Below are 26586 nucleotides of genomic sequence, written 5' to 3' on the forward strand. Positions count from 1 at the left end.
TCTTTCAGAATGGTGCACCCCATGGACATGGTGCTACCAATGGAGAGAGACAAATGCCAACCAAAAAAATCGCGCAACTGACATTACTCGCCGCCGCCGTCCTGGCGCCGGCATACACCTTCGCGCAAGACCGCGTCATCGACGTCAACGTCAAACAGGTAGCCGGCCCGCTGCCGGCCACCTTCAATTTTGCCGTGGGCGCCGGCCGTGCCAACGAAGGCCTGCGCGCCGACTGGCAGCAGCAGCTTGCCGAGATCAAGCGCGATGCCGGTTTCAAGTACATCCGCATGCACGGCCTGCTCACCGACGACATGGGCGTGTACCGCGTCGATGCGCAGGGCAAGGAACACTACAACTTCCAGTACATCGACGCGCTGTACGACTACCTGCTGAGCATCAAGGTCAAACCGTTCGTGGAACTGGGTTTCATGCCGTCGCAAATGGCCAGCGGCGACAAGACCATTTTCTGGTGGCGCGGTAACGTCACGCCGCCCAAGAATTACGAGGCGTGGGAGCGGCTGGTAAAAGCGCTCACCGCGCACTGGACCGAGCGCTATGGCGCCGACGAAGTGGCCAGCTGGTATTTCGAGGTGTGGAATGAGCCGAACCTGGACGGCTTCTGGGCCGGCACCCAGGACGAGTACTTCAAACTGTATGCGCACGCCGCGCGCGCCATCAAGAGCGTCGATGCGCGCTACCGCGTGGGCGGTCCCGCCACCGCCGGCGCCGCGTGGATCCCCGAGACCATCGCCTACGCCGACAGGAACCGTGTGCCGCTCGATTTCGTCAGCACCCACACCTACGGCGTGGGCCAGGGCTTCCTCGACGAATACGGCACCACCGGCACGGTTCTGCTCAAGGACGATGGGGCGATCAGCAACGACGTGCTGCGCAACCGCAAGGAGATCGCAGCCTCCGCCATGCCCAGGCTGGAGCTGCACTACACCGAGTGGAGCTCGTCGTACACGCCGTCCGATCCTTCGCACGACAGCTATCACCAGGCCGCCTACATCCTGCAAAAGCTCAAACAGGTAGGCACGGCCGCGCAGTCGATGTCTTACTGGGTATTCACCGATATTTTCGAGGAAGCGGGACCGCGCATCGAAGCGTTCCACGGCGGCTTCGGCCTGATGAACACGCAGGGCATCAAGAAGCCCGCCTATTTCGCTTACCAGTTCCTCAACCGGCTGGCGCCAAACGAGTTGAAAAACACCGACGCCCGCTCGTACGCCACCACCGACGGGCAAGGCAATGCGCAGGTGCTGCTGTGGGATTACACCCATACCTTGCCGGAGAAGATCAACAACCAGCAGTACTTCGTGCAGGACTTGCCAGCCAGGGACAAGGGCAAGGTGGCTGTCAATGTCGGCGGCCTGAAACCGGGCGCGTACACGCTCACCGTTTCGCAGGTGGGCTACAAACAGAACGACGCCTACACCGGTTTTATCGCCATGGGTTCGCCCAGGCAGCTGACCAGGCCGCAGGTGACAGCGCTCAAGGCCCTGGCCACGGGCAAGCCGTCGGCGCAGCAGACGGTGCGAGTGGGAGCGGACGGGCGTTTTTCCACCAGCCTGCCGCTGCGCGAAAACGATGTCTACCTGCTCGATTTGCAGCAGGCCAGGCGCTAGGCAAAATCGGCAAGTTTGCCGAAAAACCAGCGAACTCGCGAAATAACAACGCCTTCGGAACAGGCTGCACACACCACTTGCCTCAAGGAAAATAATTAACTAAACTGCCTCGACAATGCTAACTTCCGGTTCCAGTCGCCGCGCCCCGCACTGGTTCCCCTGCCCTGTACCCCCCTCCCCTCGCCCCCGGGATCTCGATCGCAGCATCCCTACTCACGGCGAAAACATGAATATCTCGAATCTCAAAATCGGCACCCGGCTCGCTGCCGGGTTCGCCATCGTACTGGTATTGCTGGTGATGGTGGCAACGGTGGCCATCACCCGCATTCAAAGCATTAACGAGGCCGCCGCCACCATGCTGGACGACCGCTACGTCAAGGTCATGCTGACCAAATCGATCCAGGACGAAGTGAACTTCCAGGCCAGGTTCATCCGCAACGCGACCATCGGCGCGCACGACCCTGCTGAAGTGACAACCTCGCTGGCCAAGCTCGAAGAATCGGTGCAAAAGAACACCAAGATGCTCGAGCAACTGAAGGGCATGATCAACAGCGAGGCCGGCCAGCGCGCCTTCGACGCCATGGTGACCACCCGAGGCGCCTATGGCAAGGCGCGCGACACGGCCGTCAAGCTGCTGCGCGAGGGTAAGGCCGATGAGGCCGGCACCTACGTGCTGAAGGAATTGCGCCCGCCCCAGAACGCTTTTTTTGATGCGCTCAAGGCGATGGTGGACGCCCAGGAAAAGCTGATGCGCGAGTCCGGCGAGCAGGTGCGTACCGATGGCCAGATCGCCATCATGTCCACGCTGGTCCTCTCGAGCATTGCGGCGCTGGCGGCAATCGTGATCGGCGTGGTCATCACGCGTTCGATTACCACACCCGTCAACCGGGCCGTGGAAGTGGCGCGCACCGTGGCGGCCGGCGACCTGACCAGCCGCATCACGGTCACGTCGAAGGACGAGATCGGCATGCTGCTGACCTCGCTTTCGGCAATGAACGACAACCTCAAGCACATCGTCGGCGAAGTACGCAGCGGCATCGAGGAAATCGCCACCGCCACCACCGAAGTCGCCAACGGCAATATGGACCTGTCCTCGCGCACCGAAGAGCAGGCCAGCGCGCTGGAAGAAACCGCCTCGTCGATGGAAGAACTGACGTCCACCGTCAAGCAGAACAGCGAGAACGCCCGTCAGGCCAACCAGCTGGCGCAGTCTGCGGCAGCGGTTGCAATGCGCGGCGGCGACGTGGTGTCGCAGGTCGTGGAGACGATGGACTCCATCAACACGTCGTCAAGCAAGATCGTCGACATCATCTCGGTAATCGACGGCATCGCCTTCCAGACCAACATCCTGGCGCTGAATGCAGCGGTGGAAGCGGCGCGCGCCGGCGAACAGGGCCGCGGCTTCGCGGTTGTGGCGTCGGAAGTGCGCAACCTGGCGCAACGCTCGGCCAGCGCCGCCAAGGAAATCAAGGTGCTGATCGGCGACTCGGTGGACAAGGTCGAAGCTGGTAACAAGCTGGTGAGCACCGCCGGCACCACCATGGACGAAGTAGTGGCCAGCGTGCACAAGCTCACCAGCATCGTCGGTGAAATCACGACCGCCAGCCGCGAACAGGAAATGGGCATCGAACAGATCAATGAAGCGATCACGTCGATGGACACCGTGACCCAGCAGAACGCCGCGCTGGTGGAAGAAGCAGCAGCGGCCACGTCCGCCCTGCAGGAACAAGCCGGCAAGCTGGCGCAGGCAGTGAGCGTTTTCAAACTGGACGAGATGGCCTCACCAGCCACGGCGGCGCCGATGCGCAAGATGACGCGGCCGGTGGCTGCGCTCAAACCGGCTGTCAAAACGCCGGTGCGGCAACTGGCCAGCGCACCGAAACCCGCCCCGGCAACCAAAGTCTCCAGCCAGGTCAAGGAAACCGAGTGGGAAGAGTTTTGAGGTAATTGTTCGCGCTGATCTTCGCTTTCGGAAATGCCGCACGGTGCCAGCCGTCGCGGCATTTTTCTTGCCCGGTGCACCTTGCTGGAACCGGCTACAATTTGATCCCTTCGAAAGGTTTCTCATGACGATAGACTGGATCAACTTCGCACCGTGGAGCGCGCTTGCCGGCGGCCTGCTGATCGGCGCCGCCTGCGCCGCACTGATTTTATTCAACGGCAAAATCGCCGGCATCAGCGGCGTGCTGGGCGGCTTGCTCGGAGGCCTCGTCAAGCCGGCGCGCGGCAACATCGGCTGGCGCGCGGCCTTTATTGGCGGCCTGGTCGTCGCACCCGTAATCCATGCACTGGCGGCGCCCTTCCCGGCCGTCACGATAGCTGCGGACAACGCTGTGCTGATCGCAGCCGGCCTGCTGGTGGGCCTGGGCACGCGCTACGGCGCCGGCTGCACCAGCGGCCACGGTGTGTGCGGCGTCTCGCGCCGCTCGCCGCGTTCGATGGTGGCCACCGCCACCTTCATGCTGGCCGGCTTCGCCACCGTGTACCTCGTGCGCCACGTGCTGGCCTAGGAGCGGACCATGCAAATATTGATCGCCTTGCTGGTGGGCCTGGTATTCGGACTGGGCCTGATCGTCTCCGGCATGACCGACCCGGCGCGGGTACTCGGTTTTCTCGACCTGGCCGGATTGTGGAACCCGTCGCTGGCGTTCGTGATGGGCGGCGCCATCGCGGTCGCGCTGCCGGCGTTCGTGGTGGCGGCCAGGCGCCAGCGCACCTTGACCGGCGCGCCACTGCAACTGCCCACCGCCACCCGCATCGACCGCCGCCTGGTACTGGGCGCGCTGGCCTTCGGCGCCGGCTGGGGACTGGCCGGCCTGTGCCCCGGCCCCGCGCTGGCGCTGATTGCCACTGGCAATGGCAAGGTGCTGGTGTTTGTGGCCAGCATGCTGGTGGGGATGGGGATGTTCGAGGTGGTGGAGCGGTGGCGCCGATGAACAGGATCGATCCGGAGAAAACCCAACTGACCGTGGGCGACGTGGCCAGCCGCAGCGGCGTGGCGGTATCCACCGTGCACTTTTACGAAGCCAAGGGGCTGATCAAGGGCTGGCGCACCGAGGGCAACCAGCGCAGGTATGGCCGCGGCGTGCTGCGGCAGATCGCCGTGATCAAGGTGGCGCAGCGCACCGGCATCCCGCTCGAGACCATCAGCGCGTACCTGAAAAAGCTGCCGCAAGACCGCCTCATCAGCGCCAGGGAGTGGCGCAAGCTGGGCGAGAATTTTCGCGCCGAGCTCGACGAGCGCATCGCGCGCCTGACGCGGCTGCGCGACGAGCTCGATGGCTGCATCGGGTGCGGCTGCCTGTCCACCACCGAGTGCCCGCTGCGCAACGGCGACGATGCACTGGGCGCGACCGGGACGGGGGCGGTGCTGCTCGATCGACCGTTCGCGCCATGACCGCGCGGCGCCTAGCCTAGCCCGAACTGTTTCCTCAAGCTCGCATCCACCGGGCCTGCCGGCATAAACCGGCGTAACTTGCTCAACAGCGATGCCGAACCTGGCGGCGTTTTGCGCATCTGCCATTTACCCAGGGCAGCCTCGACGATGGTCGCCGCCACGCTGTCGGGCGCAGGCGCGTTGTTGATTTCCCGCGCCACCGCAGCAGCAGACGCAGTGCGCTCGCGATCGTAGGCTGCAATGGTGGATTTGGCGGTCGGCGAATTGGCCTCCAGGCTGGTCTTGGCATACGCCGGCTCGACCAGCGTGACGCGAATGCCGAACTGGCGCACTTCGTGATCGAGCGACTCCGACAATCCCTCGACCGCGTGTTTCGACGCCGAGTATAAGCCCATGTACGGCGCCGGCAGAAACCCCAGCACCGAGCTGATATTGACGATCCGCCCCGCGCGCTGTGCGCGCATCTGCGGCAGCACGGCCTGGATGGTGCGCATGGCGCCGAACACATTGGTCTCGAACATCACGTGCGCTTCGGCGATGCTGGTCTCCTCCACGGCGCCGGTCATGTTCACGCCGGCGTTGTTGACCAACACATCGATGCGGCCGGCGCGGCCGATGATGTCGGCAACGGCGCCTTGGACCGAGTCGGTATCGCGCACGTCCATCGCCACCAGCGTTACGCCTGGCAATGGCGCTGCCGTGGCCAGGTTGCGCACGGTACCGAACACCTGGCAGCCGCGCCGGGCAAACTGTTCGGCGGCCGTGCGGCCGATGCCGGACGAAACGCCGGTCACCAGTACTACCTTGGGGGTGGTCATGATATTTCCTTCCAAATCGAATGAAGTGAGGTCTGCATAAAATATGACGATCATCATATTCCTGCGCAAAAAAAGTAGGGGTGTTGCCGCCCCCCCCCCTTTGTATGACGACCATCATATATCAGTTTTTATTTCCGTGTATACCTAAATCTGGTGCCCCTGCCGCGTCAGGCGTTGGCGCCCCCAGCAACTTTCAAGGTCAGCGTAAATGTACTGCCCTGGCCTGCGCCAGCGCTGTGTGCGGCTACCTGGCCGCCGTGCAACGCGACGACTTCCCGCACCAGCGCCAGGCCGATACCGAGTCCGCCCTCGGACCGGTCCGTCGAGCGCTCGGCCTGGACGAACAGGTCGAAGACCCGGGGCAGCAGGTGGGCGTCGATGCCGATGCCATTGTCGCGCACCGCGATCGAGACGACCTGCCCGTGCCGCGCGATGTTGACGTCGATGCGGCCGCCGGGCGGCGTATATTTCGCAGCGTTGTTGAGCAAATTGACCAGCACCTGCGTCAGCCGTACCGGGTCGCCGACGATGGCCGCGCCACCGGCGTGACCGCTCGTCGTCAAGACGTGCTGGTGGGCCGCAACCAGCGGTTGCGACTGTTCCATGGCAGCAGCAACTATCCCCATCGGGTCGATCACTGCCGTTTCGAGCTCGATCAGTCCGTGAGTGACGCGCGAGACGTCGAGCAGGCTGTCCACCAGCGCGGTCAGGTGGCGCACCTGCCGGCCGATCATCTGGCCCGACCTGCGCACCAGCGCTTCATCGGACGGCTTCAATTGCAGCAGGTGCGCTGCGGACGTGATCGGCGCCAGCGGGTTGCGCAGCTCGTGGGCCAGCATGGCGAGGAATTCGTCCTTGCGACGATCCTGCTCCTGCAATGAACAATAGAGCCTGGCGTTTTCGAACCCGGTGGCAGCGATCGACGCCAGCTGCATCAGAATGGCTTCGTCCTCGACCGTGAAATCGCCATCGATCTTGTCCACCGCTTCGATCAGGCCGAGATGTTTGCCGGCACGGTCGATCAGGGGCACCGCCAGCCGGCCCGATGCAGGCACAGGCGCGGCGGATGCGTAGTGCTCCGACTGCGATACGGCATTGACCGTCACCACGCCGGTGTCGGCATCGGCCAGCGAGACGATGGCCTGGTGCGCCCCCAGGGTTGCGCGCACTTCCGCCACCAGCGTCTTTGCGATCTCATCGGACGAAAGTATCTTGTGCAAGGTGCGCGCCGCCTGCGCAACCTTGCCGAGCAGCGCGCTGGTGTGCTGCTCGCGATCGAGCCGCTGTGCCAGCGCCAGTTCGGCCATGACCATGTCGTGGATATCGGTGTTGGCCCCGATCCATTCGCGTACCGAACCGTCGGCCGCCAGGATGGGCACGCCCTTGACGGCGGTCCAGCGGTAGCTGCCGTCCGTGCGCCGTATCCGGTAACTGGTTTCAAACACGGAGCGCGCCGCCACGCAGGTGTGCCACAGCGCCTCGGTGGGCGCGCGGTCATCGGGATGCAGGGCGTCGAGCCAGCCGAATTCCTTCCACTGCTCGTAGGTCTGCCCGGTGAATGCGCGCCACGACGGCGAATCTTCGAGCACGCGGCCATCGGCCGTGTTGGTCCACACGATTTGCGAGGTAGCCATCACGAGCGAGCGGAACCGTTCTTCGCGCAGGCGCAGCGCATTCTCGCTCTCCACCCGCTCGGTGATGTCTTCATGCATCAGCATCACTTCGACGATATTGCCCTCGCCATCCTTGATCGGATGCGCGCGCGCGGTCACCCAGCGCGCCGGCCCTTCGCCGCCGAGCGCACTGACGTCATAGCGGGCCGCCGGGATCTTCACCGACTCCCCCTCGACAGCACGGCGAAGCAGCACCGCGATACCGCTCTCGACCAGTTGCGGATCGGTCAGCACGTTGTAATCGGCGCTGAAAACGAAGTCGCGCAAGGCCGTGCCCTCGTGAATTTGCCACAGGTTTTCCCAGGCCTTGTTTACCCGGATCGTGCGCCCGTCCGGTGCCAGGATCTGGATGCTGACCGGCGCCTGTTCGAAGAGCTCCTGGTAACGGCGCAGGGAGAATTGGGGCGTTGCGGTCGGCATGGGGGGGAACTTTCAGGGAGGGGGATGCATGATGGCACAGATTGGCCGAGTCGGCGTGCGGCCTCCGCCAAATAAGCCTCGCTATCGGGCACCATCGTGCCCAGCGTCTTTTGTAAAATTTTACGCGGGCCTGGGCGCCGTTGGTATCGATTTTCTGCCAGAGCGCATCGCCCTTTGCTGCATCCACCGGCCGCAACCAGTGGCGCGTCTGCAATGGGAGTTTTGCTCTACACTTCCCGAAGTTTCTATGGACCAGCAGGGCCGCAAAGCTCATGCCCGGCGCGTGGCCGATCCGAACGTTCGGTGAAGCCAATATCACCGTTCTGGCATAGCCGCACCTGAACGGACGCGAAGCGGCATACGTTTCGTCCCAACAAGCTGGTATCAATTCCACCGATGGAGATCTGGAAAACATGAATTTGAACAAGCTCGGCGTCGCCACCACTTTCTCGCTCACCCTGCTCACGCTCGTTGCTGTCCCGATGGTCGCGAACGCGCAGGCCGGTGCATCCGCGACCGGCGGCCTGCCTTTCGAGGTCAAGCCGGTCGGCACCTTCAAGAATCCCTGGGCGCTGGCTTTCCTGCCCAACGGCAATGTACTGGTGACGCAAAAAGAGGGAACGCTAGTCCTGTTCGATCCCGCAACCGGCACCAAGCGCACAGTGTCGGGCACACCCGCCGTCAGCAGCAAGGGCCAGGGCGCGCTCATGGACATCGTGCCGGCGCCCGATTTCGCAACCAGCAAGCTGGTCTACTTCAGCTACTCCGAGGCGAGTACCGGTGCCAACAGCCGGGTCGTGCTCGCCACCGCGACACTGGATCTGGCCGGCGGCGCGCTCAAGGATACCAAGGCCATTTTCCGCGGCCAGGAAGCGTCGACTGGCGGACACTATTCGGGCCGCATCGGCTTCTCGCCGGATGGCAAGTATCTATTCTTCACCAGCGGCGACCGCCAGCTGTTCGAGCCGGCGCAGGACCCCAAGTCGACGCTCGGCAAGGTGCTGCGCCTGAACCTCGACGGCACGCCGGCCGCCGGCAACCCGCTCGCGGCCAAGGGCTTCGATGCAGCCATCTGGTCCTATGGCCACCGCAACCTGCTCGGCATCGCCTTCGACAAGCAGGGGCGCTTGTGGGAAATGGAGATGGGGCCGCGCCATGGCGACGAGATCAACCTGATCAAGCCAGGCCTCAACTATGGCTGGCCGAAGGTGTCGAATGGCAACCACTACGACGGCCGGGACATCCCCGACCATGCGCCCGGCGACGGCTTCGAGGCCCCGAAAGTGTCCTGGAATCCGGCCATTTCACCGGGCGGCCTCGCCTACTACGATGCGGACCTGTTCCCGAAGTGGAAAAATTCCCTCTTTATCACCGGTCTCTCGGGCAAGTCGCTGGACCGCATCGCCCTTGACGGCGAGAAAGCGACCAAGCAAGAGCATTGGGACATGGGCGAACGCATCCGCGCCGTGCGCACCGGACCCGATGGCGCGCTGTGGCTGCTGGAAGACGGTGCGAGCGGCCGGCTGCTGATGCTCACACCGAAGAAGTAAGACAACGAGAAAACCCAGGCTCAACGACGTGCTGCGCCTGGGTCGCCCGTCTTTGGTGTCCCGCGACGTTGCCAGACCGAGACAGCCGTTGCGCATGCTTGTGCCACCATGTAATTACGTTGTAACCATAGGAGCAGCAGCATGAACGAAGCAACGTTTACCTTCCGGGTCGATGAAAGCCTGAAAGAGCAATTCACGACAGCCGCCAAAAGCCGCGACAGTAATGATGCCCAGCTGCTGCGCGACTTCATGCGTGACTTTGTTCTGCAGCAGCAGGAAGGGTCAGAACATGATGCCTGGTTCCGTCGCCAGGTGCAAAGTGGACTGGACTCGGCCAATGCCGGCAATCTGATCCCGGCCGCTGAGGTTGAAGCCAAGTTCGCCGCCAAACGCACCGCCACACGTCGTCGACTGGACGCCGCCGAATGATGAAGCTGTTTTGGATCCAGAAGCGGTTCAAGATCGCGACGACATCTCAAACCGTTGAGCTTGAAGGATCGCCTTTTTGTTTGCAAATCGGCCCTATTCAGATTTGGGCGATGATCACAGCTATCAGTGTCAGGACAACACCAACCACGCCGCCGAACACAGCAATATTCGATAGCGTTGTACGCGCTTTCTCAGGGGTTTCAAGGCGGTCGCCTATCCAAGCTTTCAAGGTTGTCATTTTAGCTCTCTTCCCGTGATCAATTTGGGATACGAAGGCTAGATTTATAACGTTCGGACTCCAACAGTACCATAATGAACAAGCCCGAACAACACTGCGCTAGCAGTCGTCAAGCCAACAGACTTAATGAGAATCTGATAATGTATTCGCCACATAGCACCAGTTGGCATTGGGTAGGCGACCGGCAGCATGGTTCCTTCTGCCGCAATTACACTTGAGGCTGCCAAGAAAACGATCGCCGCGCCGATGGCATACCCGGCGCCCGCCTCCATCGACATCGCTTTGCCTGTGCCGGGCTCAAAAATCTCATCAAGCGTTGAGCATGCAAAACCAGCACCGACCCAACCAAGCTGACCATCTTTAATCAGTTGAATAACTTTCGGCGCACTGGGAAAAGCAAAACCTTTCAGTACCCAATAAAACAAGAAGGGAGAGAATATGGGCAGAAAAAGCGAAATAATTATCCAGCCCAAGATATCCTCTCAAAAATAAGTTGTCTGAACTAAGAAAAAATCCTGCTTTTCTTCGCCACTTACCCCACCTTGAACCTATGTAAGCCTGCAAGGAGTCCAGGTCTCACGCGGTTGGGGCATGGCAGGATTGAGTTCCGTTCTTCATTGTATGACCACCTGGCAGCACTAAGTTCTGTCAAATTTACAGTAAAGTGCAGACCACGGCCGTCAAACAACTTGCATGGCCGGTCCCCGGTCAGACCATGCGACGTCTGGCTGAGCTTAAGTGCATTTTCCGCGCCAAACTGAACAGCCATTCCACGGCAGGCTGGACCGAAATACCCACGCGTGGGGTAAAAGCTGATCTATATCAGGCCCACAAAAAAACCCCGGATGCCTTGGTACAGCCCAGCACGCCACAAAACAAAAAAGCCGCTCTAGCAAGGGCTAAAGCGGCTTTTTGAGAGACTTCCCGGGACTTGCCGGGGTCGCCTGATATGTATCCTTGGCGGAGAGAGGGGGATTCGAACCCCCGATAGGTTTGACCCTATACACGCTTTCCAGGCGTGCGACTTCAACCGCTCATCCACCTCTCCTGCAACGTTTCCCCTTTCGGAGAAGCCGCGAATTATAGCAAGGAATCCACACACCACCAACTTTATTTGGCAACTTCTTCAGTGATAGCGAATTCATAAGCTACAATAAACCCGTCTCTGCCCGATGCCGCTTTGCGGCCCACACCCGCGCGGCTGCGACCCCGACCTCTGCCTGGTCCCTGATCCCGCCCTGGCTACCGCTTGTCCGCGTGCGAACGCCCAGGCGCGCTGCACCCAATATTCCTAACAACGTTACCGCACGCCATCTCGGGCGGCGGAGAACATCGGGTTTTACTGATCAGTCATGACGAGTTCGCTTTCCTTCCTCGATAACGGCGGCCACATGGGCGCCTTGATGCGCGCCCATGACTGGACCGCCACGGCACTGGGCGATCCTCATGCCTGGCCGCAGTCACTGCGCTCGTCCCTGTCGGCCTGCCTCAACTCGCCAATTCTGGGCACCATCCTGTGGGGGCCCGAGCTGCGCATGTTTTATAACGATGCCTATGCCGAATCGCTGGTCGATCGCCATCCCGCTGCGCTGGGCCAGCCGGTTGCCAGCGTGTGGGGCAGCACGTGGGATGCCGTGGCGCCCGATTTTCACCGCGCCATGGCCACCGGCCTGGGGTTCTCGCACAATTATGTCGAGCTGATGGTCAAGCGCCATGGGCGGCTCGATAAAACCTTCTGGAATATCTCTGCCGCACCCATCGTTGGCGAGGATGGTTCGGTTGTCGGCCTGTTCAACCAGGGGCAGGAAATTACCGAGCAGGTGCGCAAGGACCGCGAGGTCCAAACGGCCCAGGCCACGCTGGTGCGCACGGTCGATGAGCGCACGCGCGACCGCAACCGGCTGTGGGAGCTGTCGGCGGACATCATGCTGCGCTGCGGCTTCGATGGTCTGATCAATACCGTCAACCCGGCGTGGCACGATGTGCTGGGGCTCGACGAAAACGAGCTGGTGGGCGCTAACCTGCTCGATCATATCCACCCCGACGATGTCGAACGCACCGCCAACGCCGCACGCATGCTGGCCGAGGGCGGCTCGCTCACGCGCTTCGACAACCGCTACCGCCACAAGAATGGCAGCTACCGCTGGATCTCGTGGTCGATCCGGCCCGATGCCGAAAGCATCTACGCCGTCGGCCGCGACGTCACTGCCGAAAAGGAACAGGCCGAGGCGCTGCTTTCGGCCGAGGACGCGCTGCGCCAGGCGCAAAAGATGGAGGCGGTGGGCCAGCTGACCGGCGGGCTGGCGCATGATTTCAACAACCTGCTGGCCGGCATCCAGGGCAGCCTCGACATGATCGCCCAGCGCATCGGCCAGGGCCGCTACGGCGACATCAAGCGCTACGTCGATGTCGGCAGCGACGCGGCCAAGCGCGCGGCCTCGCTTACCCACCGGCTGCTGGCCTTCTCGCGCCAGCAAACGCTCGATCCCAAGCCCACCGATGTCAACCGCCTGGTGCGCGGCATGGAAGACCTGGTGCGGCGCACCGTGGGGCCCGCCGTGCAGGTGGAGGCGCATGGTCCCGACGATCTGTGGACCGCGCTGGTCGATCCGTCACAGCTGGAAAATTCGCTGCTCAACCTGTGCATCAACGCGCGCGACGCCATGCCCGAAGGCGGCCATATCCGCATTGCCACCGCCAACCACTGGCTCGACGGCGAAGCGGCCGAGGCCGACGATTTGCCGGCCGGCGAATACCTGTCGCTCAGCGTGCAGGATACCGGCACCGGCATCGCGCCGGAGGTGATCGCGCGCGTGTTCGAGCCGTTCTTCACCACCAAGCAGGTCGGCGAAGGAACCGGGCTCGGCTTGTCGATGGTGTATGGCTTTGCCAAGCAGTCGGGCGGCCACGTGCGCATTTACTCGGAGCCGGGCGTGGGCACCACCGTCTGCATCTACCTGCCGCGCCACGACGGTGTGGCCGATGCTGGCGACACCGTCCAGAAAACCTCCACCGTGGTGCGCGATGTCCGCAGCGCCACCGTGCTGGTCGTCGATGACGAGCCAAGCGTGCGCCTGCTGATCGCCGATATATTGGCCGACCTCGGTTGCACGGTCTTGCAGGCGGGGGACAGCGCCGCCGGGCTGGCGGTGCTCGAATCGGGCGCGCCGATCGATTTGCTGGTCAGCGATATCGGCCTGCCGGGGGGCATGAACGGGCGCCAAATGGCGGAGCGGGGAATGCGGATCAAGCCGCGCTTGCGCGTGCTGTTCCTGACCGGGTATGCGGAAGCTGCCGTGCTGGGCAACGGCAAGCTGGCCGAAGGCATGGCCGTGATGACCAAGCCGTTCGATATCGATGTGCTGTCGGAGCGGGTTGCCGAAATGCTGGCCGGCGCCTGAACCATCTTCGTCGGCCGGCAGGGCGAAGATGGCGGCGGCGCTGCCGCCACCACCACCCACTGCTGTTACGACGCTTCTTTCAACTGCTCCAGGATGGCCGGGTTTTCCAGCGTGGAGACGTCCTGGGTAATGGTCTCGCCCTTGGCCAGCACGCGCAGCAGGCGGCGCATGATCTTGCCGGAGCGGGTTTTCGGCAGGTTGTCGCCAAAGCGGATTTCCTTCGGCTTGGCGATCGGGCCAATCTCCTTGCCCACCCAGTTACGCAGCTCCAGCGCCAGCTTTTTCGCATCGTCGCCGGTCGGGCGCGCCTGCTTGAGCACCACGAACGCGCAAATCGATTCGCCGGTGGTGTCGTCGGGACGGCCCACCACGGCGGCCTCGGCCACCAGCGGATTGGCCACCAGCGCCGATTCGATTTCCATCGTGCCCATGCGATGACCGGATACGTTCAACACGTCGTCGATGCGGCCGGTGATGGTGAAGTAGCCGGTATCCTTGTTGCGGATGGCGCCGTCGCCAGCAAGATACATCTTGCCGCCCAGTTCATCCGGGAAGTAGCTGGTTTTAAAGCGGTCCGGGTTGTTCCAGATGGTGCGGATCATCGACGGCCATGGACGCTTGACGACCAGGATGCCGCCCTGCCCGTTCGGCACATCGACGCCGGCTTCATCGACGATGGCCGCCATGATGCCCGGCAGCGGCAAGGTGCACGAACCTGGCACCATCGGCGTGACGCCCGGCAGCGGGGTGATCATGTGGCCGCCGGTTTCGGTCTGCCAGAACGTGTCCACGATCGGGCAGCGCTCGCCGCCCACTTGCGTGTAGTACCACATCCAGGCTTCCGGATTGATCGGCTCGCCCACGGTGCCCAACAGGCGCAGCGACGACAGGTCGTAGTTTTTAGGGTGCACTTTCGGATCCACGTCCGACGCCTTGATCAGCGAGCGGATCGCAGTCGGTGCGGTGTAGAAAATGCTGACCTTGTGCTTGGCGACGGTGTCCCAGAAGCGGCCGGCGTTCGGGTAAGTCGGCACGCCTTCGAAGATCACCTGCGTGGCGCCGACGGCGGTGGGGCCGTAGGCGATATAGCTGTGGCCCGTTACCCAGCCGATGTCGGCGGTGCACCAGTACACGTCGCCCGGCTTGATGTCGAACGACCATTTCATGGTGAGCGCGGCCCACAGCAGGTAGCCGCCGCTCGAATGCTGCACGCCTTTCGGGGTGCCGGTGGAGCCGGACGTGTAGAGGATGAACAGCGGATGCTCGGCATCCACCCACTCCGGTTCGCAGTCCGCCGACTGGTCGGCCACCAGGTCGTGCAGCCAGATGTCGCGGCCTTCGGTGAAGCCGACGTTGCCACCGGTGCGCTGGTAAACGATGACGTCCTTGATGGTGTCGCAGCCGCCCAGCGCCAGCGCTTCGTCAACGATGGCCTTCAGGGGCAGCTGCTTGCCGCCGCGCAGCTGCTCGTCGGCGGTGATCACGGCCACGGCGCCGGCGTCGATGATGCGCTCCTGCAGCGACTTGGCGGAGAAGCCGCCGAACACCACCGAGTGGGTGGCGCCGATGCGGGCGCATGCCTGCATGGCGGCCACGCCTTCCACCGACATCGACATGTAGATGATGACGCGGTCGCCCTTCTTGATGCCGCGCGACTTGAGGCCGTTGGCGAACTTGCAGACTTTTTCGTGCAGCTCTGTATAGCTGACGTTGACCGACTTGCCGTCGTCCGCCTCGAAGATGATGGCGGTCTTGTCGGCGTTGCCGTTGGTCAGATTGCGGTCGAGGCAGTTGTACGACACATTGAGCTTGCCGCCTTCGAACCATTTATAGAACGGCGCGTCGTCTTCGTTCAGGGTGCGGGTAAATGGCGTTTGCCAGGACAGGTGTTCGTTGGCCAGGCGCGCCCAGAAGCCTTCGTAGTCGGCTTCGGCTTCTGCGCACAGCGCGTTGTAGCCGTCCATGCCCGACACGGTGGCCTGGGCCACGAAGGCCTCTGGTGGGTTGAAGACGCGGGTTTCCTGTGGGCCTTGCTGGGTGGTAGTGCTGCTCATACTAGTCTCCGTTGTTGTATTCGTTTGCCACAAACATAAACGCCATCGCTTACTGCGCCCTTACATGCCGTAACTGCATAGTACGGATGATTCTATCAATATTTCTGCCATGCCATGACAGCCTCACGCCGCGGTGCCACAGGCGGGCTGCGCGTGTAGAATGTCGCCATCTTATAGTCTGCACCATTTTCCGGAGTATTGCGCAATGACCGAGCCGAATAAAAAACTGGCCCCGATTCCCGCCTTCATTTTCATGTCACGCTGGCTGCAATTGCCGCTGTACGTGGGCCTGATCCTGGCCCAGTGCGTGTATGTTTTCCACTTCTGGGTGGAACTCAAAGACCTGATCGGCGCCGCCATGGGCAATGATGCCGCGCTCCAGCACATCATCCAGGCCGTGGCCGTACCCAACACTGTCGCCCCCACCCGCCTCAACGAAACCACCATCATGCTGGTGGTGCTGGGCCTGATCGACGTGGTCATGATTTCCAACCTGCTGGTGATGGTCATCATCGGCGGCTACGAAACCTTTGTTTCGCGCATGAACCTCGACGGCCATCCCGACCAGCCCGAGTGGCTGTCGCACGTCAATGCGTCGGTCCTGAAAACCAAGCTGGCCATGGCGATTATCGGCATCTCGTCGATCCACCTGCTGAAAACCTTTATCAACGCCAATGCCTACGAGCCCAAGGTGCTGATCGCCCAGACCGCGATCCATATTGCCTTTCTGCTGTCGGCCATGGCGATTGCCTATACCGACCGCCTGACCACGCTGACCTACAGCGAAAGCAAGAATTCGAAGTAACCGTCGGCCAAGCCGACTCCCATCCACCACGCGAGAACATCATGACCATCATAAAGCAAGAAGACCTGATCGAATCGGTTGCCGCCGCCCTCCAGTACATCAGCTATTACCATCCAGCCGATTACATCGAGCACCTGGCGCGCGCGTATGAATCCGAACAGAGCCCGGCCGCCAAGGACGCCATCGCGCAAATCCTGACCAACTCGCGCATGTGCGCGGAAGGCAAGCGCCCGATCTGCCAGGACACCGGCATCGTCAACGTCTTCCTGAAGATCGGCATGGGTGTGCGCTTCGAAGGCTTTACCGGCACGGTCACCGATGCCGTCAACGAAGGCGTGCGCCGCGCATACAACTTCGACGACAACAAGCTGCGCGCCTCGATCGTGGCCGACCCGCACTTCGACCGCAAGAACACCAAGGACAACACGCCAGCCGTGGTCCACATGGAACTGGTCGAAGGCAATACCGTGGACGTCAAGGTCGCCGCCAAGGGCGGCGGCTCGGAAAACAAATCCAAGATGATCATGATGAACCCGTCCGATTCGCTGGTGGACTGGGTACTGAAAACCGTGCCGACCATGGGCGCCGGCTGGTGCCCGCCGGGCATGCTCGGCATCGGCATCGGCGGCACTGCCGAAAAAGCCATGCTGATGGCCAAGGAAGTGCTGATGGAAGACATCGACATGTTCGAACTGAAACAGCGCGGCCCGCAGAACAAGCTCGAAGAACTGCGTATCGAACTGTGCGACAAGATCAACGCGCTGGGCATCGGCGCCCAGGGCCTGGGTGGCCTGACCACCGTGCTGGACGTGAAAATCATGATGCACCCGACCCACGCGGCCTCGAAACCGGTCGCCATGATCCCGAACTGCGCGGCCACCCGCCACGGCCACTTCGTGCTCGACGGCTCCGGCCCTGCGTACATGACCCCGCCACCGCTGTCCACCTGGCCTGATGTGTCGTGGGCGCCGGACACCGAGAAATCGAAGCGCGTCGATCTCAACACGCTGACGAAAGAAGAAGTCGCCTCGTGGAAACCGGGCCAGACCCTGCTGCTCAACGGCAAAATGCTGACCGGCCGCGATGCTGCCCACAAGCGCATCCAGGACATGCTGGCCAAGGGTGAAGAACTGCCGGTGGACTTCAAGAACCGCGTGATCTACTACGTGGGCCCGGTCGATCCGGTGCGTGACGAAGTCGTCGGTCCGGCTGGCCCGACCACCGCCACCCGCATGGACAAGTTCACCGACATGATGCTCGAGAAAACCGGCCTGATCGCCATGATCGGCAAGGCCGAGCGCGGCCCGATCGCCATCGAATCGATCAAGAAACACCAGTCGGCGTACCTGATGGCCGTGGGCGGTTCCGCCTACCTGGTCTCCAAGGCGATCAAGGGCGCCAAGGTGCTGGGCTTTGCCGACATGGGCATGGAAGCGATCTACGAGTTCGACGTGGAAGACATGCCGGTGACGGTGGCCGTCGATGCGGCCGGCACCTCGGTGCACAACACCGGTCCGGCGGAATGGAAGGCCAAGATCGAGCAGCTGAACGTGCCCATCGTTACTGCCTGATGAACGACCTCCGCCTCCATCCAGCCGAGTGCCCGATCGGCGTGTTCGACTCGGGTGTGGGCGGCCTGTCGGTGCTGCGCCATATCCGCGCGCAGCTACCACACGAACACCTGTTGTACTTTGCCGATTCCGGCCACGCGCCCTACGGCGAAAAAACCGAAGAATTTGTTGTCGAGCGGGCGCTCGCCGTCACGGCCTTCCTGCTCGTCCACGGCGCCAAGGCGCTGGTCGTGGCCTGCAACACCGCCACCGTGGCCGCCATCAAGGCGGTGCGTGCGCGCTACCCGGAGCTGCCGGTCGTCGGCGTGGAACCGGGCCTGAAACCCGCCGCCGCCGCCAGCCGCAACGGCAAAGTGGGCGTCCTGGCCACGGCCCGCACGCTCAAGGGCGACAAATTCCTGCAACTGCGCGAACACATCAGCGCCACCACCCACGCGCAATTCCTGCTGCAACCGGCCGTGGGCCTGGTGGACCAGATCGAACTGGGCGACCTGCAAGCACCCAAGATTGCCGCCATGCTGGAGCAATACGTCGCTCCGCTGCTGGACCAGGGCGCCGACACCCTGGTGCTCGGCTGCACCCACTACCCGTTCGTGCGCAGCGGCATCGAACAGGTGCTGGCCGCGCATGACCGCGCCGACGTGGTACTGATCGACACCGGCGACGCCGTGGCGCGCCAGCTGGGGCGGCTGCTGGAAACCGGTGCGCTGCTACGCGCGGCCGCGCCCGACGCACCGGCCACGTTGCGCGGTTTCACGACCGCCAGGCCGGCAGCATTGTCGGCAGCCTTCCGCGCCCTGCTCGACCTCGATCCGCCGGTGGCAGCGGCCGACGTCTAGAAAAAACGGTGGTTGCGCAAAAAACCTCGCATTTAGATTTGCAGGTTTCCAAAGTGGCTTGTATAATGCGGCACCTGCCCAGCAAACCGCGAAGCAGGCGAAGTTAGTAAGTTAGTTGGTAAGACAGTGGTGGCTGTAGCTCAGTTGGTAGAGTCCAGGATTGTGATTCCTGTTGTCGTGGGTTCGAGCCCCATCAGCCACCCCAAAAGATTATGTAAGAAGCCCGGTTCAGCCTAGTGCGAACCGGGCTTTTTGCTTTCTGTGGCTGGGCGTCGATGCGATGAGATTGCCCGCCAACGTGAAAAGCCCGGCCCAGCAGGCATGCTGGCCGGGCTTTTTGCCACCTCGACGTTGTCTTGCTGCGCTGCTAGAACTGCTCCCACTCTCCCGCATCGGCGTTCGCAGTGGCTTTCGCCTGACCCGCAGAGGCCGGCTTTGTCGTGGCGATGCGGCGCGGTACTGGCGCCGGTGTGGCCGGCCGTGCTGGCGCGCGCGGCGCGCCTTGGCTGGCCGCTGCCTGCTGCCCCACCTTGAACACGCTGACCACCTGCGACAGCATGGCCGCCTGCTCCTGCATCGAGTTGGCCGCCGCAGCAGCCTGCTCCACCAGCGCGGCATTTTGCTGGGTCACTTCGTCCATTTGCGAGATGGCCGAATTGACCTGCTCGATGCCGGTGGTCTGCTCCAGGCTGGCGGAGGCGATCTCGCTCATGATGTCGGTGACGCGGGTAATCGATTGCACGATGTCGGCCATGGTCACGCCGGCGTCGTCCACCAGCTTGCCGCCGGCATCGACCTTGGTGACAGAGTCGTCGATCAGGATCTTGATTTCCTTGGCAGCGGCGGCGGACCGGTGCGCCAGGTTGCGCACCTCGGTGGCGACAACCGCAAAACCGCGCCCCTGCTCGCCGGCCCTGGCCGCTTCGACAGCGGCATTGAGCGCCAGGATATTGGTCTGGAACGCGATGCCGTCGATGACGCCGATGATGTCGACAATCTTCCTGGACGATTGGTTAATCGAGGCCATGGTCTCCACCACCTGCGACACCACGGCGCCGCCCCGCACCGCCACTTCCGACGCGGAGACGGCAAGCTGATTGGCCTGGCGCGCATTGTCGGCATTCTGCTTGACCGTGCCGGTCAGCTCTTCCATCGACGAAGCGGTTTCTTCAAGCGAGCTCGCCTGCTCTTCCGTACGCGAAGACAGATCGAGATTGCCTGCGGCGATCTGGGCCGAGGCGGTGGCGATGGTGTCGGTACCGCTACGGACCTGGCCCACGATGTCTGCCAGCTGGTCGCGCATCTGGTTCATCGAGTACATCAGGCTGCGGCTGTCGCCCGGTTGCAGCGCGATATCGGTGTCGAGGTTGCCGCCGGCAATAGCCTTGGCCACCTGCATCGCGTATGCGGGCTCGCCGCCGAGCTGCTTCAGAATACTGCGCGTGATGATGACACTGGCGCCGATCGACAGCAACACCCCGGCCAGGGACACGGCGATGATCATTATCCGGCTCGTCTCGTAATCTGCGTGCGCTTTTGCGGCGGTTTCATTGCTGGTTTTTATCTCGTAATCGCGGAATTCAATCAGCGTGTTGATCCACTTGTCGAGCGCCGGCCCGGTCTCTCCCATCAGCACGTCCGGCGCGCCCGGGTCATTTTTTAATCCCAGCTCGGCTGCTTTGCGGATCGACGGCAGCGCGGACTTTTTGACGTCATCTATTTTGACCAGAAAAGCTTTTTCCTCGGCGCTGGTGTTGGGATCGCGGGCAAACAATTTTTCCAGGTCGACGACCGCCTTGTCGTAGTTCGCCAGGCTGTCATCAAAGGCCTGCTTCTGTTTCGTCATCCTGGGCAGGTCACTGAGCACGATCAGATTGCGCATGGCGGCAGAAGCCTTTTGCGCCTCGCCCGACGCGATGGCTATCAGGTTGGCCTCCTGCGCGTTGTAGTCCACCGTCACGACCAGCGATTCGTTCAGCGAGGCCAGCTTGCTGACGCCCAGCGCTGCTATGGCAATCGATGCCAGCAGCAAAAGGCCAAAACCGATCGCCAGGCGCGTGCTGACTTTTAGTTCGTGAAAAGACATATTGTTCCCCAAGTTTATAGGCGCCTGGCCAGGCAGGCCGGTGGCAATTGATCGCTCACCGATTCTACTAGCCTTGGAGAAACATCAGGGGAACCATATCGCGACTGTGGCTATGCAGCCTCAGCAGTCCAGTTACAACAATTCATGCAAGTCTATTTCCATACAGCACTAGAATAGCGCTACAATGAAGCTGTGTCGCCGAAAGAACGCGACGTAACACTCTCCCCATCATGTCCGAAGAAAAATCCATCACTGAAGTTTCCACCTACAGCAAAGATACGCCTGTAGGACGTCCCGACACGGACGGTCGCGCCGGCGTGTTCGTGCCTTCCGCCCTGTTCGAGCCATCGACCAACGCGGCCATCCGCAGCGGTTCCGGCATTGTCGGCTTCGGCAATCCGGACGGATCGCTGACCGTGTATTTCGAATCCAACCGTTTCGATGAAGGCGGCTTGCACAAGTGGGAGCACAAGGCGCGCAAGGCCTACGACCGCATGGTCATGGCCGCGCCCACCGTCTCCAAGGCCAAGATCGATGCGCGCTACCTGGACCAGGTCGGCATCATCGACGGCATGGGCATCACGCTCAAGCAGCCAGACCGCCTGACCCAATGGCTAGAACTGTGCGACAAGCTCGATACTGCGCCTGCCTCGCCGGTCACGGTCTGGAAAAACCGCTAACCGCACCTCGAAAGTTGACTAAAAGATAGACTCAAGCTGTTATCCTACAGAACGTCGGACGTTTGGCTGATCCCTCCTACGCAACAGCTGGCATATCCTTTAGTCATCCGATACCTCTGTCGGAACCTACTTTGAACAGGAGCCGGTCATGGCACGCTTTTTCCCCCACGCAGTCGGAACCTTGCTTATCTCGCTGGCAGTTGCCTCGACCTTCGTGCTGGTCACGGAGAACGCGCTCATGAATCAGTCGGTTTCGGTTTACCACTTGCGCTAAAAACCGAACCGCCAACTCCTGAAGCAAAAAATCCCGCAGCGCCTGCATGGCACTGCGGGATTTTTTACGTGTACCGACGCTTATCGACGCCAGCCGCCGCGATGGCCGCCGTAGTAACCGCGACCGCCGCCGCCGCCCCAGTAGCGGCCGAAGCCGAAGTTCAGGCCGATCGACACGGGCGGATAGTAGTACGACGGCGCCGGCTGGTAATACACGGGAGCCGGCTGGTAAATCACCGTGGAGGGCTGGGTGATGTACGTGGTGGTCGTGACCGGCTGCTCGGTATACACCACGCGCGAACTCGACTGCGGCGGCAGCTCTTCGGTGGTATAAACCGGTCCGGACGACTGCCCCGGCGCGCGGTCGGACGGCGTGACGGAAACCGTGCGCCATTGGTAGGGGTCGTGGACCACCCGGCTGCTGGTGTAATAAGGTTGCTGGGTAGCGCATCCCGTCAGCGCCGCCAGCACGCCGACCACTGCAAAGATCGATTTCATCGCCAATTCTCCTTGTTCAGAATCACACTATAAAAGGAAGTGTAGCGCGAAAGCAGCGCCATTACAGCTTGTTACACGGTTCGTGCCTTGAAATGAAAAAGGAGCCGCAAGCGGCTCCCCTTTTCTACGCAACAACTATCCAATCAGTCGAGTTTCCACGCGTAATCGACCTTGGTCCAGGTTTCAGCTGGCGCGCCGTCCTTGGTGCCTGGTTTGAACTTGCAGGCGGACAGTGCCTTGATGGCAGCCTTGTCCAGGTTTTTGAAGCCGCTGGTCTTCTCGACCTTGGAGTCGGCGACCGAGCCGTCCGGCTTGACCAGGAACGACATCGATACCGTGCCCTGCTCTTCGTTCATCAGCGACGCTTTCGGATATTCGGCCTTGCAGTTCTTGGAGTCGAAGCTGGCTGGCACTTCGGCGGCAAACACGGCTGGTGCGCTCGATACGAGAACCGCTGCAACCAGACCCAACATACGCTTATTCGTCATCATGATTTTTCCCCTATGGATAGTGTGGCGGTTCAGGTGTTACAGCTTCCAGCTATAGTCGACCTTGGCCCAGGTCTGCGCTACCGCGCCGTCCTTGGTGCCCGGTTTGAATTTGCAGGCCGACAGCGCTTTCATGGCGGCTTTGTCGAGGTTCTTGAAGCCACTCGATTTTTCCAGTTTGGAATCAACAACGTTACCGTCCGCGCCAACCAGGAAGGCCATCTTGACGTCGCCCTGCTCTTCGTTGATCAGCGATGCTTTTGGATATTCAGCCTTGCAGTTCTTGGCATCGATGGTTGCCGGCACTTCTGCAGCCAAGGCGGCAGCGGAGGTGGCGGACAGCAGGAAGGCGGCGATTACGGTCGAAAACTTGGTCATTTAATTTCTCTCAATTATTCTTAACATCGTTAAAGGTTCGGGTTCCCGGCCCGCCTTGGCGTTCCCACCATCACGCAACAACGTGACAGCAGCCCGGGCAATACTTGAATCGTTAAAACTCTTCCCACTCGTCAGCGCTGGCGGTGCTGGTCGCGTTGACGACTTTCTTCGGCTTGGCTGCCGGTGCGGGCGCTGGCTTGGCGGCCAGTTTCTTTACCGGGGCACGGGTTGCGGCGGCGATCGGCTTCACTGCTGCCTTCGCTACTGCGACTTTCGGGGCTGGCGCATACACCGGAGCAGTTGCGCGCTCCTCGCCTTCCACCAGCTTGAAGATGCTGACGACGCGCGACAACTCGTCGGCCTGGTCTTGCAAGCTCTTTGCTGCGGCGGCGGACTCTTCCACCAGCGCGGCGTTTTGCTGGGTCATGCTGTCCATCTCGATGATCGACAGGTTGACTTGTTCGATACCGGCGCTCTGCTCCTGGCTGGCGTTGGCGATCTCGCTCATGATGTCGGTCACGCGGCGCACCGACGATACAACCTCTTCCATCGTCACACCGGCCTGGCCGACCAGCTTGGTGCCGGCGCCGACTTTTTCCACCGAGTCATCGATGAGCATCTTGATTTCTTTGGCAGCGCCAGCGGAACGCTGCGCCAGGTTACGCACTTCGGACGCCACCACCGCGAAGCCACGGCCTTGTTCGCCGGCACGGGCTGCTTCCACGGCAGCGTTCAGCGCCAGGATGTTGGTCTGGAAAGCGATACCGTCGATCACGCCGATGATGTCCACGATCTTCTTGGCCGACGCGTCGATCGAGCTCATGGTGTTGACCACTTCCGAGACCACCTTGCCGCCCTTGATCGCCACATCCGATGCAGCCGAGGCCAGCTGGTTGGCTTCCCGGGCGTTGTCGGCATTCTGTTTCACGGTCGAGGTCAGCTCTTCCATGGCAGTCGCGGTTTTTTCCAGCGAGCTGGCCTGCATTTCGGTACGGGCCGACAGGTCGGTGTTACCGGCGGCGATTTCGCGGGTGGCGGTGCCGATGGTTTCGGTGCCGGAGCGAACCTGACCCACGATATCGACCAGGCTGTCGCGCATTTCACGCATTTCGTACAGCAGGCTGCTCTTGTCGGTGTTGCTGGTGTTGATCGCTACGGCCAGGTCGCCATTGGCGATGCTGCTGGCAATGGCCGAGGTGTAGGCCGGTTCGGCGCCAAGTTGTTTCAGCAGGCCTCGGGTGATCACCACGGCGGCAGCCACCGAGATCGCCACGGCCAGCAGGCCCATGATGATCATGAAAGTACGGCCGCTGGCGAAGCCCTTGGCGGCTTCCACTTGCATTTCGGCGTTCAGCTTGTCTTCCAGGGTGCCCAGCGATTCCAGTGCTGCCATCCATTTGCGTTGCGCCGGACGGATTTCCTTGATCAGCACGCGGGTGGCGGCTTCGGCTTGGCTACCGAGCCACAGCTCGGTCGCCTTGGCGATGGCCGGCATGGCGATGGCTTCCTGTTCCTTGATGGTGGCCAGCAGGGCCTTCTCTTCAGGCAGGGCTTCGACCGCGAACTTCGCGCTCAGCTTGTTTTGTGCATCGGCGTACTTGGCAGCCAGTTCCTTGACGCGGTTCAGTTCCGGTTCCATGTCGGCCGGATCGGTCAACAGGGTCAGGATGCGCAGCGAGCTGATACGGTCGGCGACGTTGGTACGCATGTCGGTCACCAGGCGGGTGACGACGTTGTTCACGCTGATGACGTGATCGAGGCGGTCCTGGATTTGTGCCATGCGGAAGATGCCGACCGTGGTCACCGCGACCAGGAAGATCAGAACCAGGGCGAATCCGAGGCCCAGGCGCATGCCAACTTTCATTTTTGCTAAATTCATTTCGTCTCTTCGTAAGTGACACTGTTGATAAGAATTTGCCCTGAACGGCCTGTCGGGAGGTAGGACACAGCCAATCCAAACATTGCAGCTAAGAAACAAAACATGACATTAGCAAACAATGACTGCGAATGCAAAATTTGGCGCCCCACCAGCGTCGCGTTGTCGTTTTTGCGTCGCAATACACACACGAAAGACGGTGGATAGAGGTGTATGAGATGGATTATAGAGGCAAATTTTTCCGTAGAGCAAGGAAAAAATATCTAGGTGCACTGGAAACATAATTTCTGAGTGGAAATTCCAACACTTGAAAATTATGCTTGCTAGTCGTCCGAATAGTTGGATGAAAGTATCATTGAAAACGCGGCGCCGGGAGGCGCCGGTGGTGGTGCGGAAGTGTCAGGGCATTGTGGCGAAAACCAGGCCGGAATCCGGCAGGAATCAGGCAGGAATCAGGCATACCCCAGGCGGGCTGCGGCCTGGCGCACCAGGGTGGCGTCGCCGGTCGCCAGTTGTTTCGAGTCCGACAAGGTCTGGCGGAACGACTTGGCGCCCGGCAGGCCCTGCATCAGGCCCAGCATGTGGCGCGTAATCGAATTCATCTTCAGGCCGAGCGGGCCGTACTGCGCCAGCTGCGCCGTGATGTAGGGAATCATCGCCTCGAGCACCTCGGCGCGCGATTTCGGCTCGGTGGTGGCGCCGTAGTAGCGCTGGTCGAACGTGGCCATCAAGAACGGGTTGTGATACGCCTCGCGGCCCAGCATCACGCCATCGACATGGCGCAGGTGCTCGTCGATCTCGGCTTCGGTCTTGATGCCGCCGTTGATGATGATTTCAAACTGCGGGAAATCACGCTTGAGGCGGTAGGCGAAGTCGTACTTGAGCGGCGGGATTTCGCGGTTTTCCTTGGGCGACAGGCCTTTCAGGATGGCGTTGCGCGCGTGAACGATAAACGTGGTGCAGCCGGCGTCCGCCACGGTACCGACGAAATCGCGCACGAAATCGTAACTTTCGGTTTTATCGATGCCGATGCGGTGCTTGACGGTGACGTCGATATCGACTGCGTCGCGCATGGCTTTCACGCAATCGGCCACCAGTTGCGGCTCAGCCATCAGGCAGGCGCCGAACGCACCCTTTTGCACGCGCTCGGACGGGCAACCGCAATTGAGGTTGATCTCGTCGTAGCCCCATTGCTGGCCCAGCCTGGCACTGGTGGCCAGGTCGGCCGGGTCGCTGCCCCCCAGTTGCAGCGCGACCGGGTGTTCTTCATCGTTGAAGCGCAGGTGCCGTTCGACGTCGCCATACACCAGCGCGCCGGTGGTGACCATCTCGGTGTACAGCCAGGTGTGCTGGCTGATATGGCGGTGGAACACGCGGCAGTGGCGGTCGGTCCAGTCCATCATCGGCGCCACGGACAGGCGGCGGCCCGGCACGGGGGCGGTGTCGGCGACGGTGGTGTGCGGGGCGGGATTGGTCATGGCGGT

The 26586-nt window shown here is 61.8% G+C and carries 24 protein-coding genes and 2 tRNA genes; 14 read left to right on the forward strand and 12 right to left on the reverse strand.

From position 1 onward, the window contains the following. Window positions 1–53 precede the first annotated feature (53 nt). The 5 genes from SR858_RS20730 to soxR all read left to right on the forward strand — a co-directional run bounded on the left by SR858_RS20730 (window position 54) and on the right by soxR (window position 5025). Complete coding sequence (locus SR858_RS20730) at window positions 54–1628, forward strand: GH39 family glycosyl hydrolase (RefSeq protein WP_019921641.1); 1575 nt, start codon at window positions 54–56, stop codon at window positions 1626–1628. 226 nt (window positions 1629–1854) lie between these two features. Further along, window positions 1855–3570: a methyl-accepting chemotaxis protein gene (locus SR858_RS20735; RefSeq protein WP_019921640.1), complete on the forward strand. Its 1716-nt coding sequence runs from the start codon at window positions 1855–1857 to the stop codon at window positions 3568–3570. Window positions 3571–3694: 124 nt separating this feature from the next. Further along, on the forward strand, window positions 3695–4138 hold the full coding sequence (locus SR858_RS20740; RefSeq protein WP_019921639.1) for a YeeE/YedE family protein: 444 nt from the start codon (window positions 3695–3697) through the stop codon (window positions 4136–4138). Window positions 4139–4147: 9 nt separating this feature from the next. Then, a complete protein-coding gene (locus tag SR858_RS20745) occupies window positions 4148–4564 on the forward strand; it encodes a DUF6691 family protein (RefSeq protein ID WP_019921638.1) in 417 nt (138 codons plus the stop codon). Then, window positions 4561–5025: a redox-sensitive transcriptional activator SoxR gene (gene soxR / locus SR858_RS20750; RefSeq protein ID WP_019921637.1), complete on the forward strand. Its 465-nt coding sequence runs from the start codon at window positions 4561–4563 to the stop codon at window positions 5023–5025. Before SR858_RS20745 ends, soxR begins: the two co-directional genes overlap by 4 nt. 11 nt (window positions 5026–5036) lie before the next feature. Here soxR and SR858_RS20755 read toward each other — a convergent pair whose 3' ends face one another. Together SR858_RS20755 and SR858_RS20760 are read right to left on the reverse strand one after the other, a co-directional pair. Continuing rightward, window positions 5037–5843, reverse strand: a complete 807-nt coding sequence (locus SR858_RS20755) for an oxidoreductase (protein WP_026637251.1) — start codon at window positions 5841–5843, stop codon at window positions 5037–5039. A gap of 167 nt (window positions 5844–6010) precedes the next feature. Next, a complete protein-coding gene (locus SR858_RS20760) occupies window positions 6011–7936 on the reverse strand; it encodes a PAS domain-containing sensor histidine kinase (RefSeq protein WP_019921635.1) in 1926 nt (641 codons plus the stop codon). A gap of 413 nt (window positions 7937–8349) precedes the next feature. Here SR858_RS20760 and SR858_RS20765 point away from each other — a divergent pair, with 413 nt between their 5' ends. Then, complete coding sequence (locus SR858_RS20765; RefSeq protein WP_019921634.1) at window positions 8350–9486, forward strand: PQQ-dependent sugar dehydrogenase; 1137 nt, start codon at window positions 8350–8352, stop codon at window positions 9484–9486. A gap of 141 nt (window positions 9487–9627) precedes the next feature. Then, entirely contained in the window at window positions 9628–9915 is a 288-nt protein-coding gene (locus SR858_RS20770; RefSeq protein WP_019921633.1) for a hypothetical protein, read from the forward strand. Window positions 9916–10012: 97 nt separating this feature from the next. Here the strand turns inward: SR858_RS20770 and SR858_RS20775 are convergent, their stop codons facing one another. The 3 genes from SR858_RS20775 to SR858_RS20785 form a co-directional block, all read right to left on the reverse strand. Continuing rightward, entirely contained in the window at window positions 10013–10153 is a 141-nt protein-coding gene (locus SR858_RS20775; RefSeq protein ID WP_157094829.1) for a hypothetical protein, read from the reverse strand. 44 nt (window positions 10154–10197) lie between these two features. Next, entirely contained in the window at window positions 10198–10626 is a 429-nt protein-coding gene (locus SR858_RS20780; RefSeq protein ID WP_154819921.1) for a hypothetical protein, read from the reverse strand. A 485-nt stretch (window positions 10627–11111) separates the two neighbouring features. Further along, a tRNA-Ser gene (locus tag SR858_RS20785) sits at window positions 11112–11201 on the reverse strand. 304 nt (window positions 11202–11505) lie between these two features. On the opposite strand from SR858_RS20785, the gene SR858_RS20790 reads away from it, so the two are divergent. After that, window positions 11506–13554, forward strand: coding sequence for a hybrid sensor histidine kinase/response regulator (locus SR858_RS20790; protein ID WP_019921631.1), 2049 nt, complete (start codon window positions 11506–11508; stop codon window positions 13552–13554). Between the two features lie 65 nt (window positions 13555–13619). On the opposite strand, the gene acs is transcribed toward SR858_RS20790, so the two are convergent. Beyond that, window positions 13620–15608, reverse strand: coding sequence for an acetate--CoA ligase (acs, locus tag SR858_RS20795; RefSeq protein WP_019921630.1), 1989 nt, complete (start codon window positions 15606–15608; stop codon window positions 13620–13622). 205 nt (window positions 15609–15813) lie between these two features. Here acs and SR858_RS20800 point away from each other — a divergent pair, with 205 nt between their 5' ends. The 4 genes from SR858_RS20800 to SR858_RS20815 all read left to right on the forward strand — a co-directional run bounded on the left by SR858_RS20800 (window position 15814) and on the right by SR858_RS20815 (window position 19028). After that, a complete protein-coding gene (locus SR858_RS20800; RefSeq protein WP_019921629.1) occupies window positions 15814–16413 on the forward strand; it encodes a YqhA family protein in 600 nt (199 codons plus the stop codon). A 41-nt stretch (window positions 16414–16454) separates the two neighbouring features. Beyond that, a complete protein-coding gene (locus tag SR858_RS20805) occupies window positions 16455–17984 on the forward strand; it encodes a fumarate hydratase (protein ID WP_019921628.1) in 1530 nt (509 codons plus the stop codon). Beyond that, window positions 17984–18823 (forward strand): glutamate racemase, encoded by an 840-nt coding sequence (gene murI, locus SR858_RS20810; RefSeq protein WP_019921627.1) that lies wholly within the window; start codon window positions 17984–17986, stop codon window positions 18821–18823. Before SR858_RS20805 ends, murI begins: the two co-directional genes overlap by 1 nt. A gap of 129 nt (window positions 18824–18952) precedes the next feature. Then, window positions 18953–19028, forward strand: a tRNA-His gene (locus tag SR858_RS20815). A gap of 162 nt (window positions 19029–19190) precedes the next feature. On the opposite strand, the gene SR858_RS20820 is transcribed toward SR858_RS20815, so the two are convergent. Further along, a complete protein-coding gene (locus tag SR858_RS20820; protein ID WP_019921626.1) occupies window positions 19191–20909 on the reverse strand; it encodes a methyl-accepting chemotaxis protein in 1719 nt (572 codons plus the stop codon). Window positions 20910–21139: 230 nt separating this feature from the next. Here SR858_RS20820 and SR858_RS20825 point away from each other — a divergent pair, with 230 nt between their 5' ends. Further along, window positions 21140–21589 carry a hypothetical protein gene (locus SR858_RS20825; RefSeq protein WP_019921625.1) on the forward strand — a complete coding sequence of 150 codons (450 nt, stop codon included), beginning with the start codon at window positions 21140–21142 and terminating at the stop codon, window positions 21587–21589. A gap of 148 nt (window positions 21590–21737) precedes the next feature. After that, window positions 21738–21863, forward strand: coding sequence for a hypothetical protein (locus tag SR858_RS20830; protein WP_019921624.1), 126 nt, complete (start codon window positions 21738–21740; stop codon window positions 21861–21863). A gap of 80 nt (window positions 21864–21943) precedes the next feature. On the opposite strand, the gene SR858_RS20835 is transcribed toward SR858_RS20830, so the two are convergent. From SR858_RS20835 to dusA, 5 genes are all read right to left on the reverse strand, one after another. Then, window positions 21944–22360, reverse strand: a complete 417-nt coding sequence (locus SR858_RS20835) for a hypothetical protein (RefSeq protein ID WP_019921623.1) — start codon at window positions 22358–22360, stop codon at window positions 21944–21946. A 143-nt stretch (window positions 22361–22503) separates the two neighbouring features. After that, window positions 22504–22833, reverse strand: a complete 330-nt coding sequence (locus SR858_RS20840; protein WP_082488529.1) for an energy transducer TonB — start codon at window positions 22831–22833, stop codon at window positions 22504–22506. Between the two features lie 54 nt (window positions 22834–22887). Then, entirely contained in the window at window positions 22888–23226 is a 339-nt protein-coding gene (locus tag SR858_RS20845; RefSeq protein WP_019921621.1) for an energy transducer TonB, read from the reverse strand. A 112-nt stretch (window positions 23227–23338) separates the two neighbouring features. Then, entirely contained in the window at window positions 23339–25105 is a 1767-nt protein-coding gene (locus tag SR858_RS20850) for a methyl-accepting chemotaxis protein (RefSeq protein ID WP_322533874.1), read from the reverse strand. A 449-nt stretch (window positions 25106–25554) separates the two neighbouring features. Next, window positions 25555–26505: a tRNA dihydrouridine(20/20a) synthase DusA gene (gene dusA / locus SR858_RS20855; RefSeq protein WP_407654712.1), complete on the reverse strand. Its 951-nt coding sequence runs from the start codon at window positions 26503–26505 to the stop codon at window positions 25555–25557. Window positions 26506–26586: the final 81 nt, after the last annotated feature.

This window comes from Duganella zoogloeoides (assembly GCF_034479515.1).
Taxonomy (GTDB): domain Bacteria; phylum Pseudomonadota; class Gammaproteobacteria; order Burkholderiales; family Burkholderiaceae_D; genus Rugamonas; species Rugamonas zoogloeoides.

What these genes read in the sequence shown, in the direction of transcription:
- SR858_RS20730 (WP_019921641.1), top strand. Translation starts at nt 54, where the DNA reads ATGCCAACCAAAAAAATCGCGCAACTGACATTACTCGCCGCCGCCGTC.
- SR858_RS20735 (WP_019921640.1), top strand. Translation starts at nt 1,855, where the DNA reads ATGAATATCTCGAATCTCAAAATCGGCACCCGGCTCGCTGCCGGGTTC.
- SR858_RS20740 (WP_019921639.1), top strand. Translation starts at nt 3,695, where the DNA reads ATGACGATAGACTGGATCAACTTCGCACCGTGGAGCGCGCTTGCCGGC.
- SR858_RS20745 (WP_019921638.1), top strand. Translation starts at nt 4,148, where the DNA reads ATGCAAATATTGATCGCCTTGCTGGTGGGCCTGGTATTCGGACTGGGC.
- soxR (WP_019921637.1), top strand. Translation starts at nt 4,561, where the DNA reads ATGAACAGGATCGATCCGGAGAAAACCCAACTGACCGTGGGCGACGTG.
- SR858_RS20755 (WP_026637251.1), bottom strand. Translation starts at nt 5,843, where the DNA reads ATGACCACCCCCAAGGTAGTACTGGTGACCGGCGTTTCGTCCGGCATC.
- SR858_RS20760 (WP_019921635.1), bottom strand. Translation starts at nt 7,936, where the DNA reads ATGCCGACCGCAACGCCCCAATTCTCCCTGCGCCGTTACCAGGAGCTC.
- SR858_RS20765 (WP_019921634.1), top strand. Translation starts at nt 8,350, where the DNA reads ATGAATTTGAACAAGCTCGGCGTCGCCACCACTTTCTCGCTCACCCTG.
- SR858_RS20770 (WP_019921633.1), top strand. Translation starts at nt 9,628, where the DNA reads ATGAACGAAGCAACGTTTACCTTCCGGGTCGATGAAAGCCTGAAAGAG.
- SR858_RS20775 (WP_157094829.1), bottom strand. Translation starts at nt 10,153, where the DNA reads ATGACAACCTTGAAAGCTTGGATAGGCGACCGCCTTGAAACCCCTGAG.
- SR858_RS20790 (WP_019921631.1), top strand. Translation starts at nt 11,506, where the DNA reads ATGACGAGTTCGCTTTCCTTCCTCGATAACGGCGGCCACATGGGCGCC.
- acs (WP_019921630.1), bottom strand. Translation starts at nt 15,608, where the DNA reads ATGAGCAGCACTACCACCCAGCAAGGCCCACAGGAAACCCGCGTCTTC.
- SR858_RS20800 (WP_019921629.1), top strand. Translation starts at nt 15,814, where the DNA reads ATGACCGAGCCGAATAAAAAACTGGCCCCGATTCCCGCCTTCATTTTC.
- SR858_RS20805 (WP_019921628.1), top strand. Translation starts at nt 16,455, where the DNA reads ATGACCATCATAAAGCAAGAAGACCTGATCGAATCGGTTGCCGCCGCC.
- murI (WP_019921627.1), top strand. Translation starts at nt 17,984, where the DNA reads ATGAACGACCTCCGCCTCCATCCAGCCGAGTGCCCGATCGGCGTGTTC.
- SR858_RS20820 (WP_019921626.1), bottom strand. Translation starts at nt 20,909, where the DNA reads ATGTCTTTTCACGAACTAAAAGTCAGCACGCGCCTGGCGATCGGTTTT.
- SR858_RS20825 (WP_019921625.1), top strand. Translation starts at nt 21,140, where the DNA reads ATGTCCGAAGAAAAATCCATCACTGAAGTTTCCACCTACAGCAAAGAT.
- SR858_RS20830 (WP_019921624.1), top strand. Translation starts at nt 21,738, where the DNA reads ATGGCACGCTTTTTCCCCCACGCAGTCGGAACCTTGCTTATCTCGCTG.
- SR858_RS20835 (WP_019921623.1), bottom strand. Translation starts at nt 22,360, where the DNA reads ATGAAATCGATCTTTGCAGTGGTCGGCGTGCTGGCGGCGCTGACGGGA.
- SR858_RS20840 (WP_082488529.1), bottom strand. Translation starts at nt 22,833, where the DNA reads ATGTTGGGTCTGGTTGCAGCGGTTCTCGTATCGAGCGCACCAGCCGTG.
- SR858_RS20845 (WP_019921621.1), bottom strand. Translation starts at nt 23,226, where the DNA reads ATGACCAAGTTTTCGACCGTAATCGCCGCCTTCCTGCTGTCCGCCACC.
- SR858_RS20850 (WP_322533874.1), bottom strand. Translation starts at nt 25,105, where the DNA reads ATGAATTTAGCAAAAATGAAAGTTGGCATGCGCCTGGGCCTCGGATTC.
- dusA (WP_407654712.1), bottom strand. Translation starts at nt 26,505, where the DNA reads ATGATGGACTGGACCGACCGCCACTGCCGCGTGTTCCACCGCCATATC.